The organism is Geodermatophilus sp. SYSU D00700 (assembly GCF_054050255.1).
Genome location: NZ_JBJGZA010000005.1, coordinates 194,880 through 209,628, shown reverse-complemented (window position 1 = coordinate 209,628; position 14,749 = coordinate 194,880). Strand labels below are relative to the sequence as shown.

Annotated in this window: 14 protein-coding genes and 1 rRNA gene; 14 read left to right on the top strand and 1 reads right to left on the bottom strand. The window is 73.2% G+C overall.

The features are described from left to right. Positions 1-126: 126 nt before the first annotated feature. The 5 genes from ACI79V_RS06655 (at position 127) to truB (ending at position 3,931) form a co-directional block, all read left to right on the top strand. A complete protein-coding gene (locus tag ACI79V_RS06655; RefSeq protein WP_456887680.1) occupies positions 127-408 on the top strand; it encodes a hypothetical protein in 282 nt (93 codons plus the stop codon). Further along, positions 405-650: a hypothetical protein gene (locus tag ACI79V_RS06650; RefSeq protein ID WP_456887678.1), complete on the top strand. Its 246-nt coding sequence runs from the start codon at positions 405-407 to the stop codon at positions 648-650. Before ACI79V_RS06655 ends, ACI79V_RS06650 begins: the two co-directional genes overlap by 4 nt. Next, positions 643-1,644: a DHH family phosphoesterase gene (locus ACI79V_RS06645; protein ID WP_456887675.1), complete on the top strand. Its 1,002-nt coding sequence runs from the start codon at positions 643-645 to the stop codon at positions 1,642-1,644. The genes ACI79V_RS06650 and ACI79V_RS06645 overlap by 8 nt, the downstream gene beginning before the upstream one ends. Before the next feature lie 89 nt (positions 1,645-1,733). Next, the gene (locus ACI79V_RS06640; RefSeq protein ID WP_456887673.1) at positions 1,734-3,017 is read left to right on the top strand and encodes an MATE family efflux transporter; all 1,284 of its coding nucleotides are present in this window, start codon (positions 1,734-1,736) and stop codon (positions 3,015-3,017) included. Then, positions 3,014-3,931, top strand: a complete 918-nt coding sequence (gene truB / locus ACI79V_RS06635) for a tRNA pseudouridine(55) synthase TruB (protein WP_456887671.1) — start codon at positions 3,014-3,016, stop codon at positions 3,929-3,931. The genes ACI79V_RS06640 and truB overlap by 4 nt, the downstream gene beginning before the upstream one ends. A gap of 68 nt (positions 3,932-3,999) precedes the next feature. Here truB and ACI79V_RS06630 read toward each other — a convergent pair whose 3' ends face one another. Then, a complete protein-coding gene (locus ACI79V_RS06630) occupies positions 4,000-4,677 on the bottom strand; it encodes an HAD family hydrolase (RefSeq protein WP_456887669.1) in 678 nt (225 codons plus the stop codon). A 72-nt stretch (positions 4,678-4,749) separates the two neighbouring features. Here ACI79V_RS06630 and ACI79V_RS06625 point away from each other — a divergent pair, with 72 nt between their 5' ends. The 9 genes from ACI79V_RS06625 (at position 4,750) to ACI79V_RS06585 (ending at position 14,730) form a co-directional block, all read left to right on the top strand. Beyond that, positions 4,750-5,073, top strand: coding sequence for an antibiotic biosynthesis monooxygenase family protein (locus ACI79V_RS06625; protein ID WP_456887664.1), 324 nt, complete (start codon positions 4,750-4,752; stop codon positions 5,071-5,073). Positions 5,074-5,185: 112 nt separating this feature from the next. After that, on the top strand, positions 5,186-6,325 hold the full coding sequence (locus ACI79V_RS06620; protein WP_456887661.1) for a branched-chain amino acid aminotransferase: 1,140 nt from the start codon (positions 5,186-5,188) through the stop codon (positions 6,323-6,325). 32 nt (positions 6,326-6,357) lie between these two features. Then, positions 6,358-7,326 (top strand): bifunctional riboflavin kinase/FAD synthetase, encoded by a 969-nt coding sequence (locus ACI79V_RS06615; RefSeq protein WP_456887659.1) that lies wholly within the window; start codon positions 6,358-6,360, stop codon positions 7,324-7,326. A gap of 124 nt (positions 7,327-7,450) precedes the next feature. After that, complete coding sequence (gene rpsO / locus ACI79V_RS06610) at positions 7,451-7,720, top strand: 30S ribosomal protein S15 (protein ID WP_456877894.1); 270 nt, start codon at positions 7,451-7,453, stop codon at positions 7,718-7,720. A gap of 245 nt (positions 7,721-7,965) precedes the next feature. Further along, positions 7,966-10,254, top strand: coding sequence for a polyribonucleotide nucleotidyltransferase (locus ACI79V_RS06605; RefSeq protein ID WP_456887657.1), 2,289 nt, complete (start codon positions 7,966-7,968; stop codon positions 10,252-10,254). An 82-nt stretch (positions 10,255-10,336) separates the two neighbouring features. After that, positions 10,337-11,635 (top strand): M16 family metallopeptidase, encoded by a 1,299-nt coding sequence (locus tag ACI79V_RS06600; RefSeq protein WP_456887655.1) that lies wholly within the window; start codon positions 10,337-10,339, stop codon positions 11,633-11,635. Positions 11,636-11,640: 5 nt separating this feature from the next. Beyond that, positions 11,641-12,018 (top strand): VanZ family protein, encoded by a 378-nt coding sequence (locus tag ACI79V_RS06595; protein ID WP_456887653.1) that lies wholly within the window; start codon positions 11,641-11,643, stop codon positions 12,016-12,018. 49 nt (positions 12,019-12,067) lie between these two features. Beyond that, on the top strand, positions 12,068-12,874 hold the full coding sequence (gene dapB, locus ACI79V_RS06590; protein ID WP_456887651.1) for a 4-hydroxy-tetrahydrodipicolinate reductase: 807 nt from the start codon (positions 12,068-12,070) through the stop codon (positions 12,872-12,874). A 336-nt stretch (positions 12,875-13,210) separates the two neighbouring features. Then, positions 13,211-14,730: ribosomal RNA gene (locus ACI79V_RS06585) — 16S ribosomal RNA — on the top strand. Positions 14,731-14,749 lie beyond the last annotated feature (19 nt).

Here is a 14,749-nt window from a genome sequence, read left to right as displayed (position 1 = left end):
CGTTTGAACACCGTCCCGCCCGCGGCGTACACCGCCGCCGCCCGGTACCACACCATAAAAAACCCCCCCCCCCCCCCCCCCCCCCCCCCCCCCCCCCCCCCCCCCCCCCCCCCCCCCCCCACCGGCGTGCTGCGCTCGACGGTCGGGAAGCAGACCGGCATCAAGTTCGTCCCGACGCTGACGTTCGTCTCCGACGTCGTCCCCGACACCGCCCGGGAGCTCGACGCGGCGCTCGAGCGGGTCCGGTCGGCCGACGCCGAGCTCGCCCGGCTGCGCGAGAACGCCACCTACGCCGGGGACGCCGACCCCTACCGGCACCCCGAGGACGACGAGGAGGCCCCGTCGGAGCCGGCCGCCGACGAGGAGTCCGACGACAGCGCGCCCGCGCGCCACAGGAGTGCCTCGTGAGCGAGAACGACCCCGATCCGCACCTGCCCGACGAGGGGCTGGGCCGCTCGGAGCTCGGCGGACGGGCCGAGCCCGACGCGGGTGACCCCACCGACGGCGGGCGGGAGGGGCAGATCGGCACCACGCCGAGCATCGCCGAGGACGAGCCCGACGACGGCGGTCCCGGGTACGGCATCGGTGGGGGGCGCGAGGTCGACGACACCGACTTCGCGCCGCCCAGCGACTCCGGCACCGGTGCCTGAGCCGTTGCCCGCGGCCCCGTCCCCCCGCACGCCGGGCACGGTCCTCGCCGCGGCCGCCGACGCGGGGGCGAGCGTCGTCCTCTCCGGGCACGTGCAGCCCGACGCCGACGCCCTCGGCAGCACGCTCGCGCTCGCCGAGGGCCTGCGCCGCCGCGGCGCGCGGGTGAGCGCCACGTTCCCCGGCCGGCCGGTGCTGCCGGCATCCCTGGGCTGGCTGCCCGGCGCCGAGGGACTGCTGCCCTCCACCGCGGTGCCCGGCGCTCCCGACGTCTTCGTCAGCCTCGACGCCGCCTCCCCGGCCCGGCTCGGGGAGCTGGCCGGGCTGCTCGAGCGGGCCGGGACCTCCGTGGTCGTCGACCACCACGCCAGCAACCCCGGCTTCGGCGACGTGCGGCTGGTCGACCCCGCCGCCCCGGCCACCGTCGTCCTGGTGGCCGGCCTGCTCGACGAGCTCGGCGTCGACCTCGACGCGGAGCTCGCGACGCCGCTCTACGCCGGACTGGCCGCCGACACCGGGTCGTTCCGCTTCGGCAGCACCCGGCCGGAGACGCACACCCTCGCCGCGCGGCTGCTGGCCACCGGCATCGACCACGCGACCATCAGCCGGCGACTGTTCGACACCGCCCCCTTCGGCTGGCTGCGGCTGCTCTCGGCGGTCACCGGCCGGGCGGTCCTCGAACCGCAGGTCGGCAGCGGCCTGGTCTGGACCTGGTCGAGCACCGCCGAGGCGGCCGAGCACGGCCTGCCCGGCGAGCAGCTCGAGGCGCTGGTCGACGTCGTCCGCGTGACCGCCGAGGCCGACGTCGCCTGCGTGCTCAAGGGCCAGGACGACGGCACCTGGTCGGTGTCCCTGCGCTCGCGCGGCGCCACCGACGTCGCCCGCATCGCGATCGCGCTGGGCGGCGGCGGGCACCGCGCGGCCGCCGGCTTCACCTCCTCGGCCGACCGCGACGCCACGGTGCGCACCATCCGGGACCGGCTCCTCGAGGGATGAGCTCCGCACCCCGCCGGTCTCCTCCCGATCCACTCCCGGCAGCGGACGGGGCTCCCGGCCCCGGCCCGCGGGCACGGCGGCCCCCGGGCGTGGTGGCGCTCGCGGCACCGGCCCTGGTCGTGCTGGCCGCCGAGCCGCTGTACCTGCTGGTCGACACGGCCGTCATCGGCAACCTGGGCACCGTGCCGCTGGGCGGGCTGGCCGTCGGCGGCGGGCTGCTGGCCTGGGCCGCCGCGCTGCTCAACTTCCTCGCCTACGGCACCACCGCCCGCGCCGCCCGCCGCGCCGGGGCCGGCGACCGGGCCGGCGCCGTCGCCGAGGGCGTGCAGGCCACTTGGCTGGCGCTGCTGCTCGGCGCCGGCGTCGTCCTGCTGTTCCAGCTGTTCGCCGGGCCGATGACCCGCGCGCTGGCCGGCGGACCCGGGGAGGTGGCCGCCGCGGGGGAGCAGTGGCTGCGCATCGCCGGCTGCGGCGCGCCGCTGCTGCTGGTGTCCCTGGCCGGCAACGGGTGGCTGCGCGGGGTGCAGGACCTGCGCCGGCCGGTGCGTTTCGTGCTGGCCGGGAGCCTGCTCAGCCTGGCGCTGTGCCCCCTGCTCGTGTACCCCGCCGGTCTCGGCCTGCCCGGGTCGGCGGTGGCCAACCTCGCCGGCCAGTCGCTGACGGCGGCCCTGTTCGTGCGGGCGCTGCTGCGCGAGGGCGCCGACTGGCGGCTGCGCCCGTCGGCCGTCCGCGCGCAACTGGTCCTGGGCCGCGACCTGCTGGTGCGCGCCACCGTGCTGCAGCTGGCCTTCCTCGTCGCGGCGGGCGTGGCGGCGCGCGCGGGGCAGGCGCAGCTGGGCGCCCACCAGATCGCGCTGCAGCTGTTCCTGTTCCTCGCGCTCGTCCTCGACGCCTACGCGATCGCCGCCCAGACGCTGGTCGGGCACGCGCTGGGCGCCGGCCGCCCCGACGAGGCCCGCGCCACAGCGCGGCGGGTGACCCTGTGGGGGCTGGGCACCGGCGTGCTCGTCGCGGTGCTGCTGCTGGCCGGCCGCGACCTGCTGGTGCCGCTGTTCACCGGCGACCCCGCGGTGCGCGCGCAGGCCGAGCTGGTCTGGTGGTTCCTCGCCGGGTTCCAGCCGCTGGCCGGGGTGGTGTTCGCCCTCGACGGCGTCCTCATGGGCGCCGGTGACGTCGGCTACCTGCGCACGGTGACCGTCGGCGCGGCGCTGGTCGGCTTCCTCCCGCTGTCGCTGCTGTCCGGCCCCCTCGGCTGGGGGCTGGCCGGTGTGTGGACCGGGCTGACCCTGTTCGTCGTCCTGCGGCTGGTCGCGGTGCTGGCCCGGGTGGCGGGGGACAGGTGGCTCACCGCACCTGCGACGGTGGGCGCATGAGCCGCCGCCGCGCCGCCGACGCCGACGTCGCCCCCGGGGTCCTGCTGGTCGACAAGGCCGCCGGGATGACCTCGCACGACGTCGTCGCCCGCGCCCGGCGGGTGCTCTCGGTCCGCCGGGTCGGCCACGCCGGCACCCTCGACCCGATGGCCACCGGGCTGCTCGTGCTCGGCGTCGGCGCCGCCACGCGCCTGCTGGGCCACCTCGGCAGCTCGGACAAGGTCTACGAGGCCACCATCCGGCTCGGGCAGACGACGGTCACCGACGACCGCGAGGGCGAGGTGCTCACCACCACCTCGGCCGCGCACCTCGACGACGGCGCCGTCCGCGCCGCGCTCGCCGCCCAGACCGGCCCGCTGTCGCAGGTGCCCTCGTCGGTGAGCGCGGTGAAGGTCGGCGGCCGCCGCTCCTACGACCGCGTGCGGGCCGGCGAGGAGGTCGTGCTGGAGCCGCGCTCGGTCACGGTGCACCGGATCGACGTGCACGCCCTCTCGCGGCCCACGCCCGACCTGGTCGACGTCGAGGTCGCCGTGGCCTGCACCGCGGGCACCTACGTGCGCGCCATCGCCCGTGACGCCGGCGCCGCCCTCGGCGTGGGCGGCCACCTCACCGCGCTGCGCCGCACCGCGTCGGGGCCGTTCACCACCGAGCGGGCCGCTCCGGTCGAGGAGGCGGCGGCCGCGCTGGCCGCCGGGGGCGGCCCGGGCGTGCTGGGGCTGACCGACGCCGCGACCGCCGTCTTCCCCGAGCGCCGGCTCACCGACGACGAGGCGCGGGCCCTCGGGTACGGGCAGCGGGTGCCCGCGACCGGCCGTCCGGGCCTGGTCGCTGCCGTCGACCCCGCGGGCCGGCTGGTCGCGCTGGTCGAGGACGCGGGCTCCACCGCCCGGGTCGCGGTCGGCTTCCCCGAGTGACGTGCTGGAACGGCTCCCGTGCAGGGGCCCGCGCCGAGCGTGCGAGGCGTGGGGGGTACGGGGGTCCTTCACCCGGCGGCCTTCCCGATCAGCGAGTCGTCGAGGTGGGCGAGCAGGTCCGCGGGGTCGTCGTAGACCTCGTCGGCGCCGGCCTCCAGCAGCTCGGCGCGCGAGATGCCGCCGCAGGTGAGCGCGATGCACGGCAGCCCGGCGTCCTGCGCGGACTGCACGTCCCAGACCGTGTCCCCCACGACCACGGTGCGGGACGCGTCCAGGCCGTGCGCCTCGACGGCGGTCAGCAGCAGGTCCGGCGCGGGCTTGGCCGACTCGACGTCGGCCGAGCAGGTCGTCCCGTCGACGACGTCCTCGCCGCCGATCGCCGGCACCATCCACTCCAGGTCCGACTCCTTGCCGCTGGTGGCCAGCACCACGGCCAGCCCCCGGTCCCGGCACGCGGCCAGGAGGTCGTCCACGCGCGGGAACGGGGTCACCAGCTCGCGCAGCGGCTCGTAGCGCCGGTTCTTGGCCTCCGACACCTCCTCGACGTCGGTCGCCTCGTCCCCGAGCAGGTGGACGACCAGCTCCTCGCTCGCGATGCCGATCGAGCGGTGGCAGTCGGCCATCGACACGTCGTCGTGCCCGGTGTCGCGGAAGCCCTGCCACCAGGCGAGGACCTGCAGGTAGTTGGTGTCGAGCAGGGTGCCGTCGACGTCGAAGAGCACGCCGGGCCGCTTGTCCTGTGTCACCGCGCCATCCTCGCCCGGTGGGCCGGTCCCCGCTCCGGTTAGCCGGGGCACGGCGAGGGGCAAGGGGAGCGCATGAGCGTCGTGAAGATCAACGCCATCACCGTTCCGCCGCACGCCCAGGAGCGGTTCGAGGAGCGCTTCCGTGGCCGCGGCGGTGCCGTCGAGAAGACCCCCGGCTTCGAGTGGTTCGAGCTGCTGCGCCCGCTCGAGGGCACCGACCAGTACCTCGTCTACACCCGGTGGGAGAGCGAGGAGGCCTACCGGGCCTGGGAGGGCGGCCAGGACTTCGCCCGGGCGCACCAGGGCGGCGGCGACGAGCTCGCCCCCGCGGCCAGCGACTCCCACCACCTGTGGTCCTACGAGGTCATCGAGAGCTCGGCGCCCGACCGGCCCTGATCCCCCGCGGCGGCGGTCGGCCCCCGGCCGCCGCCGGGCCCGGCGCTACTGTGAGCCCGGGGCCGGTCGTCCGCCGGCCCGGCTCCAGCACGAGCTCACGCAGGTGGGAGACATGACCGACACGCTCGCCGACAGCCGCACCTCCTCCCGGGTCTTCACCGAGGGCGTGCCGGTGACCGTGGAGGACGTGACCCGCCGCTCGGCCGCGGAGCGCGAGGCGGTGCTGGCCGACCCCGGCTTCGGGCGCCACTTCACCGACTCGATGTTCGTGGCCCAGTACACGGCCGGCCGCGGCTGGCACGACGCCCGGCTGGCCCCGTACGCGCCGCTGCAGGTCGACCCCGCCACCGCCGCCCTGCACTACGCCCAGTCGATCTTCGAGGGGCTCAAGGCCTACGCCCAGCCCGACGGCAGCGTGGCCACGTTCCGGCCCGAGGCCAACGCGGCCCGCTTCGCCCGCAGCGCCCGCCGGCTGGCCATGCCGCCGGTGCCCGAGGACGCCTTCATCAGCGCCGTCGACGCGCTGGTCGACGCCGACCGCGACTGGGTGCCCACCGGCGCGGACCAGACGCTCTACATCCGCCCCTACCAGCTGGCCACCGAGCCCTTCCTCGGCGTGCGGCCGGCCAACGAGTACCTCTTCCTCGTCATCGCCAGCCCGGCCGGGGCCTACTTCCCGCGCGGGGTGCACCCGGTGTCGGTGTACCTCTCGGAGGACTACATCCGCGCCGCGCCCGGCGGCACCGGCGACGTCAAGTGCGCCGGCAACTACGCCGCGAGCCTGCTGGCCCAGGAGCAGGCGATCGCCGCCGGCTGCGACCAGGTGGTCTGGCTCGACGCGGTCGAGAAGCGCTACGTCGAGGAGATGGGCGGGATGAACCTGTTCTTCGTCCTCGGCTCCGGCGACGACGCCGAGCTGGTCACCCCCGAGCTCACCGGCACGCTGCTGCCCGGCATCACCCGCGAGTCGCTCGTCTCGGTGGCCCGCGAGCGCGGCATGCGGGTCACCGAGCGCCGCTTCAGCGTCGACGAGTGGCGCTCCGGCGTCGCCGACGGCACGGTCACCGAGACCTTCGCCTGCGGCACCGCCGCCGTCATCACCCCCGTCGGCGAGGTCCGGGCGCGCACCGGCGACTTCACCGTCGGCGACGGCGCCCCCGGCCCGGTCACCACGTCGCTGCGCGCCCAGCTGCTCGACATCCAGCACGGCCGGGTGCCCGACACCCACGGCTGGCTGCACCGGGTCGCCTGAGCGACCCGGCTGGGAACGGGGGAGCGGGGCGCGTGCGGCGCTGGCGTGGGACCGCGGCCACCCCGGCCGACCTCGGCCGGACGGTGGTCACGGTGGGCATGTACGACGGCGTCCACCGCGGTCACCAGCAGCTCATCGGCACCGCCGTCGAGCGGGCGCGGGCGATGCGCCGGCCCTGCGTGCTGGTCACCTTCGACCCGCACCCGTCCGAGGTGGTCCGCCCCGGCTCGCACCCGGCGATCCTCACCTCTCTCGACCGCAAGGCCGAGCTGGTCGCCGGGCTGGGCGTCGACGGCATGTGCGTCATCCCGTTCACCCGGGAGTTCAGCCGGCTCACGCCCGAGGAGTTCACCCACGGTGCGCTCGTCGAGGACCTGCACGCGGCGGCGGTCGTCGTCGGCGAGAACTTCACCTACGGGCACCGGGCGGCCGGCACCGTCACGACGCTGACCCAGGAGGGCCGCCGCTTCGGCTTCGCCGTCGAGGGGATCCCGCTGGCCGGCGACGACTCGGCCGACGGCGCGGTCACCATCTCCTCCACCTACATCCGCGCCTGTGTCGCGGCCGGGGACATGGAGAGCGCGGCGCGGGCACTGGGCCGCCCGCACCGGGTCGACGGCGTCGTCGTCCGCGGTGACCGGCGCGGCCGGGAGCTGGGCTACCCGACGGCGAACGTGGAGAGCCCGCCGTTCACCGCGATCCCGGCCGACGGCGTCTACGCCGGCGCGCTGGTCACCCGCGACCCGTCGGGTGCCACCCGCGACAGCGCCCCGGCGGCGATCTCGGTCGGCACCAACCCGACCTTCCACGGCTCGCGGCGCACCGTCGAGGCGTTCGTGCTCGACTTCTCCGGCGACCTCTACGGCGAGCACGTCGGCGTCGAGTTCGTCTCGCGGCTGCGGCCGATGACCTCCTTCGCCGACGCCGGCGCCCTCGTCACGGCGATGGCCGACGACATCGCGCGCACCCGCGCGGTGCTCGGGCTGCCCCCCGCCGGGTGATCACCGCCGGGGCCCCGTCGGCCCGCTGGTAACCTCGGGTGGTCGGGCACCGCCCGACGTGTGTGCGAGCTGCCCCCGTGACCCAGACCGGGGGCCACACGTGACCAGGCCCGGAGGCCCGCCCATGGCGCTCGACAGCGCGACGAAGCAGCAGATCATGACCGAGTACGCGACGGTCGAGAGGGACACGGGCTCGCCCGAGGTCCAGGTCGCGATGCTCACCCGCCGGATCAGCGACCTGACCGAGCACCTCAAGCAGCACAAGCACGACCACCACAGCCGGCGGGGCCTGCTCCTGCTGGTCGGCCGCCGCCGGCGGCTGCTGAACTACCTGGCGAAGACCGACATCACCCGCTACCGCTCGCTCATCGAGCGGCTCGGTCTGCGCCGCTGACCCAGAGGGGACCGTCCCGCCCGGGACGGTCCCCTCTCTCGTGGGGCACCCGCCCCGCGAGACCACGGCTCCCGCCGCGCGCACCCCGCCGCTGGTCGGTCCTCGGTGGTGGCCCCCGGGCATGCACCTCCCTCGCGGGGGGAACGACCCCGGGGGCTTCGATCGAAGACCGGTCACCCCGGAGCAGTCCGGCGCAGGACGCCACGAAGAGGACGTCGCCGCATGCGACGTAGGAAGAGGACGACGTGTCCGCACCCACCACAGCGACCAGCACCGCGGCCGAGTACGACCCCGAGGACGGGGTCACCACCGCCACCGCGGTCATCGACAACGGCAGCTACGGCAGCCGCAGCATCACCTTCGAGACCGGGCGGCTGGCCAAGCAGGCCGCCGGCTCGGTCGTCGTCAGCATGGGCGACACCATGCTGCTGTCGGCCACCACGGCCGGCAAGCACCCCAAGGAGCACTTCGACTTCTTCCCGCTGACGGTCGACGTCGAGGAGCGGATGTACGCCGCCGGGCGCATCCCCGGCTCGTTCTTCCGCCGCGAGGGCCGCCCCAGCGAGGACGCGATCCTCACCTGCCGCCTCATCGACCGGCCGCTGCGCCCGACCTTCGCCAAGGGTCTGCGCAACGAGGTCCAGGTCGTCATCACGGTCCTGGCCCTGGACCCGGCGCACCTCTACGACGTGCTGGCCATCAACGGGGCCTCGGCCTCCACCCAGCTGTCGGGCCTGCCGTTCTCCGGCCCGGTCGGCGGCACCCGCGTCGCGCTGGTGAACGGCCAGTGGATCGGCTTCCCCACCCACGCCGAGCTCGAGGACGCCGTCTTCGACATGGTCGTGGCCGGCCGCGTCCTGCCCGACGGCGACGTCGCGATCATGATGGTCGAGGCCGAGGCCACCGAGCGGACGATCCAGCTGGTCTCCGGCGGCGCCGCCGCGCCGACCGAGGAGGTCGTGGCGCAGGGTCTCGAGGCCGCCAAGCCCTTCATCAAGGCGCTGTGCGAGGCGCAGACCGCGCTGGCCGAGAAGGCCGCCAAGCCGGTCGCGGAGTTCCCCCGCTTCCTGGACTACCAGGACGACGTCTACGCCGCCGTCGAGGCCGCCGCGCTCGACCGCCTGACCCAGGTCCAGTCGATCGCCGGCAAGACCGAGCGCAACGACGCCACCGACGCGCTCAAGGACGAGGTCCTCGCCTCGCTGGCCGAGCAGTTCGCCGGCCGCGAGAAGGAGGTCTCGGCCGCCTTCCGCGCCGTCACCAAGAAGGTCGTCCGGCAGCGGATCCTGCGCGACAAGGTCCGCATCGACGGCCGCGGCGTCACCGACATCCGGCCGCTGTCGGCCGAGGTCGAGGTCGTCCCCCGGGTGCACGGCTCGGCGCTGTTCGAGCGCGGAGAGACCCAGATCCTGGGCGTCACCACGCTGAACATGCTCCGCATGGAGCAGCAGCTCGACACGCTCTCGCCCGAGACGCGCAAGCGCTACATGCACAACTACAACTTCCCGCCGTACTCCACCGGCGAGACCGGCCGCGTGGGCTCGCCCAAGCGGCGCGAGATCGGCCACGGCGCGCTCGCCGAGCGGGCGCTGCTGCCGGTGCTGCCCGACCGCGAGGAGTTCCCCTACGCGATCCGGCAGGTGTCCGAGGCGCTGGGCTCCAACGGCTCGACGTCGATGGGCTCGGTCTGCGCCTCCACCCTGTCGCTGCTCAACGCCGGTGTGCCGCTGCGCGCCCCGGTGGCCGGCATCGCCATGGGCCTGGTCTCCGACGAGGTCGACGGCAAGACCGAGTACGTCGCGCTGACCGACATCCTCGGCGCCGAGGACGCCTTCGGTGACATGGACTTCAAGGTCGCCGGCACCAAGGACTTCGTCACGGCGCTGCAGCTGGACACCAAGCTCGACGGCATCCCGTCCGACGTGCTCGCCCAGGCGCTGACCCAGGCCCGCGCCGCCCGGCTGCACATCCTCGACGTGATGAACGAGGCCATCGACGCCCCCGACGAGATGAGCCCCTACGCGCCGCGGGTGACCACGGTGCGCATCCCGGTCGACAAGATCGGTGCGGTCATCGGCCCGAAGGGCCAGATGATCAACTCGATCCAGGACGAGACCGGCGCCGAGATCACCATCGAAGACGACGGCACCATCTACGTCGGCGCCTCCGACGGCCCCTCGGCCCAGGCCGCGGTCGACCGGATCAACGCGATCGCCAACCCGCAGATGCCGAAGGTGGGGGAGCGCTTCCTCGGCACCGTGGTCAAGACGACGCCGTTCGGCGCCTTCGTCTCGCTGCTGCCGGGCAAGGACGGCCTGGTGCACATCAGCAAGCTCGGTGGCGGCAAGCGCATCGGCAAGGTCGAGGACGTCGTGAACGTCGGGGACAAGCTGCAGGTCGAGATCACCGACATCGACGCCCGCGGCAAGATCAGCCTGGTCCCGGTCGCCGCGGACGCCGAGGGCGCCGCCTCCGGCGACGGCGCTGCCGCCGGCGACGCGGCTCCCGCGGCCGACGCTCCCGCGGAGGCCTGACACGGCTGCCGACCTGAGCCCGACCGGGGCCGGGGTGGGGACGGGGTCTGCCGACCTCGCCTCCGTCCCGGCCCCGGTCGGTGTGACCAGCACCCTGGACGTCGACGAGGTCGGCGGCCGGGTCGAGCGCACCGTGCTGCCCGGCGGGCTCCGCGTGCTCACCGAGACGATGCCCGGCGTCCACTCGGCCACGCTCGGCATCTGGGTCGGGGTGGGCTCGCGCGACGAGACCGACCGCGTCGCCGGCGCCTCGCACTTCCTCGAGCACCTGCTGTTCAAGGGCACCCGCAGCCGCAGCGCCATGGAGATCGCGACGGCGATGGACGCCGTCGGCGGTGAGATGAACGCCTTCACCGCCAAGGAGCACACCTGCTACTACGCCAACGTGCTCGCCAGCGACCTGCCGCTGGCGGTGACGCTGGTCGGTGACCTGGTGACCGAGGCGCTCAACACCGTCGAGGACCTCGAGTCGGAGCGGACGGTGGTGCTCGAGGAGATCGCCATGCGCGACGACGAGCCCTCCGACCTCGTGCACGACCTGTTCGCCGAGACGCTGTTCGGCGACACCGCCCTGGGCCGCTCGGTCCTCGGCACGGTCGACTCCATCGAGGGCCTCACGCGCGACGACGTCGACGGCTGGTACCGCTCGCGCTACGCGATCCCCTCGATGGTGGTCACGGCCGCCGGCCGGGTGGACCACCAGCAGGTCCTCGACCTGGTGACGGCGGTCTTCGGGGACCGGCTGTCCGGCTCGGTGCTGCCGGCGCCGCTGCGGCGGGGCGAGGAGCTGCGGCCGGCCCGGCCCGCCCGGCCCTCCGGCCTGGTGGCCCGCCGCACCGAGCAGACCCACCTGCTCTACGGCGGCCTGGGCCTGAGCCGCTTCGACGAGCGCCGGTACGCCGCGGCGGTCCTGGAGACGGCGGTCGGCGGCGGCATGAGCTCCCGGCTGTTCCAGGAGATCCGCGAGAAGCGCGGCCTGGTCTACAGCGTGGGCTCCGCGCTGACCTCCTACGCGGGCACCGGCACGTTCTCCGTCTACGCCGGCTGCGCCAAGAAGCGGGTCCCCGAGGTGCTCCGCCTGGTCCGCGAGGAGCTGGCGCGGGTGGCGGCGGACGGGCTGACTCCCGAGGAGGTCGCCCGCGGCCAGGGACAGATGCGCGGGGGGACGGTCCTGGGCCTCGAGGACACCGGGTCGCGGATGAGCCGGCTGGGCAAGAGCGAGCTGTCGCACGGGGAGTACGTGCCGGTGCGCGAGGTGCTCGACCGGATCGCCGCCGTCGACGAGGACCAGGTCCGGGCGGTCGCCGTCGACCTGCTCGGCCGCGAGACCTGCCTGGCCGTCGTCGGTCCCTACCGCGAGTCCGACCTCGACCGGCTCTGACACCCGTGGACGTCCGATCCCGCCACCCCGCGCTCCGCGTGCACGGCGCGCTCTCCCGCGGTGTCCTCGCGGTGACGGTGCTCGTCTCGCTCGCAGTCCTCTTCGCCCCCGGCTCCGACGTCCCCTCGGCCCCGCCCGGCGCCGACAAGCTGGTGCACGCGGTGCTCTTCCTGGCGCTGGCCCTCGCCGGCCGGTGGGCGGGGATCCGCGCCCTCCCGCTCGCGGTCCTGCTCGTCGTCTACGGCGGGGTCAGCGAGGTGGTGCAGGCGCTGTCGGACCTGCAGCGCTCGGGATCGGTCACCGACTGGCTGGCCGACGTCGCCGGTGCCGCCCTCGGACTGCTGGCCTGGACGCGCGTGGAGCGGGTGGTCCCCGCCCGCTGAGGTCGGGGGCCGTGGTTGCGCCGGACCGGGAGCCCGGGAGACTGGCCCGGTGACCACCGGCACCCCTTCCTCCGACCAGCAGGCCACCGGCGGGACGGCGGCCGAGCCACCGCGCATCCCGGTCGGCGTGCTGGGCGCGCGGGGCCGGATGGGCACCGAGGTGGTCAAGGCGGTCAACGCCGCCGACGACCTGGAGCTGGTGGCGATGGTCGACGAGGGCGACTGGCTCTTCAACGTCGCCGACGCCGGCGCGCAGGTGGTCGTGGACTTCACCCGCCCGGACGTCGTCATGGACAACATCCGGTTCTGCATCGACCAGGACATCTCCTGTGTCGTGGGCACGACCGGCTTCGACGAGCAGCGCCTGGCCACCGTGGCCGAGTGGCTCGAGCCCAAGCCCGACGTCGGTGTCGTGATCGCCCCCAACTTCGGCATCGGGGCGATCCTGCTCATGCGCTTCGCGCAGGAGGCTGCGCGCTTCTACCCCTCGACGGAGATCGTCGAGCTGCACCACCCCAACAAGGTCGACGCCCCCTCGGGCACGGCTGTCCGCACCGCCGGGCTGGTGGCCGCCGCCCGCCGCGCCGCCGGCCTGCCGCCGTCCCCGGACGCGACCACCGACTCGCTGCCCGGTGCCCGCGGTGCCGACGTCGACGGGATCGCCGTCCACGCGGTCCGGCTCACCGGCCTGGTCGCCCACCAGGAGGTCCTCATGGGGGCCGCCGGCGAGACGCTGACCCTGCGGCACGACTCCTACGACCGGTCCTCCTTCATGCCCGGCGTGCTCCTGGCGGTCAGAGAGGTCGGCGGCCGCCCCGGTCTGACCGTCGGCCTGGAGTCCTTCCTCGGACTCTGAGCGGGCCGCGGGGTGTGACGGAGACCCCGTGTGCACGGCCCCCCGGACTCGTGTACTGTCTTCTTCGCGCCGGACGGAGCCCGCGAGGGCCACGGAGACCACCCCCAGGGTGCAGAGCTCCGGAGGACGGCGTAGAGTCGGACAAGCCGCGATCGACGAAGCCCGGAAGGGTGGAGTTGGTGTGCGTCCGTTCCTTGAGAACTCAACAGCGTGCCGAAAGTCAGTGCCAAGTAACAAACCCCCGTGGCCTGGTCGGTTGTCCGGTCGGGTCGTGGGTTCCTTTGGTTGATGACATCGAGATCTGTCAGGTCTCGGTTCTCGGCCGGGGCAAATTCATCTACGGAGAGTTTGATCCTGGCTCAGGACGAACGCTGGCGGCGTGCTTAACACATGCAAGTCGAACGGTGAACCCGCTTCGGTGGGGGATCAGTGGCGAACGGGTGAGTAACACGTGGGCAACCTGCCCCCGGCTCTGGGATAACTCCAAGAAATTGGGGCTAATACCGGATGGTCACCGCTTCTCGCATGAGGGGTGGTGGAAAGGGTTTCCGGCTGGGGATGGGCCCGCGGCCTATCAGCTTGTTGGTGGGGTAGTGGCCTACCAAGGCGACGACGGGTAGCCGGCCTGAGAGGGTGACCGGCCACACTGGGACTGAGACACGGCCCAGACTCCTACGGGAGGCAGCAGTGGGGAATATTGCGCAATGGGCGGAAGCCTGACGCAGCGACGCCGCGTGGGGGATGACGGCCTTCGGGTTGTAAACCTCTTTCAGCAGGGACGAAGCGCAAGTGACGGTACCTGCAGAAGAAGCACCGGCCAACTACGTGCCAGCAGCCGCGGTAATACGTAGGGTGCAAGCGTTGTCCGGAATTATTGGGCGTAAAGAGCTCGTAGGCGGTTCGTCGCGTCGGCTGTGAAAACCCGGAGCTCAACTCCGGGCCTGCAGTCGATACGGGCGGACTGGAGTTCGGCAGGGGAGACTGGAATTCCTGGTGTAGCGGTGAAATGCGCAGATATCAGGAGGAACACCGGTGGCGAAGGCGGGTCTCTGGGCCGATACTGACGCTGAGGAGCGAAAGCGTGGGGAGCGAACAGGATTAGATACCCTGGTAGTCCACGCCGTAAACGTTGGGCGCTAGGTGTGGGGGCCATTCCACGGTCTCCGTGCCGCAGCTAACGCATTAAGCGCCCCGCCTGGGGAGTACGGCCGCAAGGCTAAAACTCAAAGGAATTGACGGGGGCCCGCACAAGCGGCGGAGCATGTTGCTTAATTCGATGCAACGCGAAGAACCTTACCTAGGCTTGACATGCACGGAAATCTCGCAGAGATGCGGGGTGCCTTTGGCGTCGTGCACAGGTGGTGCATGGTTGTCGTCAGCTCGTGTCGTGAGATGTTGGGTTAAGTCCCGCAACGAGCGCAACCCTCGTTCCATGTTGCCAGCACGTGATGGTGGGGACTCATGGGAGACTGCCGGGGTCAACTCGGAGGAAGGTGGGGATGACGTCAAATCATCATGCCCCTTATGTCTAGGGCTGCAAACATGCTACAATGGCCGGTACAATGGGCTGCGATACCGTGAGGTGGAGCGAATCCCAAAAAGCCGGTCTCAGTTCGGATTGGGGTCTGCAACTCGACCCCATGAAGTTGGAGTCGCTAGTAATCGCAGATCAGCAACGCTGCGGTGAATACGTTCCCGGGCCTTGTACACACCGCCCGTCACGTCACGAAAGTCGGTAACGCCCGAAGCCGGTGGCCCAACCCTTGTGGAGGGAGCCGTCGAAGGCGGGATCGGCGATTGGGACGAAGTCGTAACAAGGTAGCCGTACCGGAAGGTGCGGCTGGATCACCTCCTTTCTAAGGAGCAGTGTCACTC

Excerpts from the sequence above, each read along its gene's own strand:
- truB (WP_456887671.1), top strand. The coding sequence starts at position 3,014 with ATGAGCCGCCGCCGCGCCGCCGACGCCGACGTCGCCCCCGGGGTCCTG.
- ACI79V_RS06625 (WP_456887664.1), top strand. The coding sequence starts at position 4,750 with ATGAGCGTCGTGAAGATCAACGCCATCACCGTTCCGCCGCACGCCCAG.
- ACI79V_RS06620 (WP_456887661.1), top strand. The coding sequence starts at position 5,186 with ATGACCGACACGCTCGCCGACAGCCGCACCTCCTCCCGGGTCTTCACC.
- rpsO (WP_456877894.1), top strand. The coding sequence starts at position 7,451 with ATGGCGCTCGACAGCGCGACGAAGCAGCAGATCATGACCGAGTACGCG.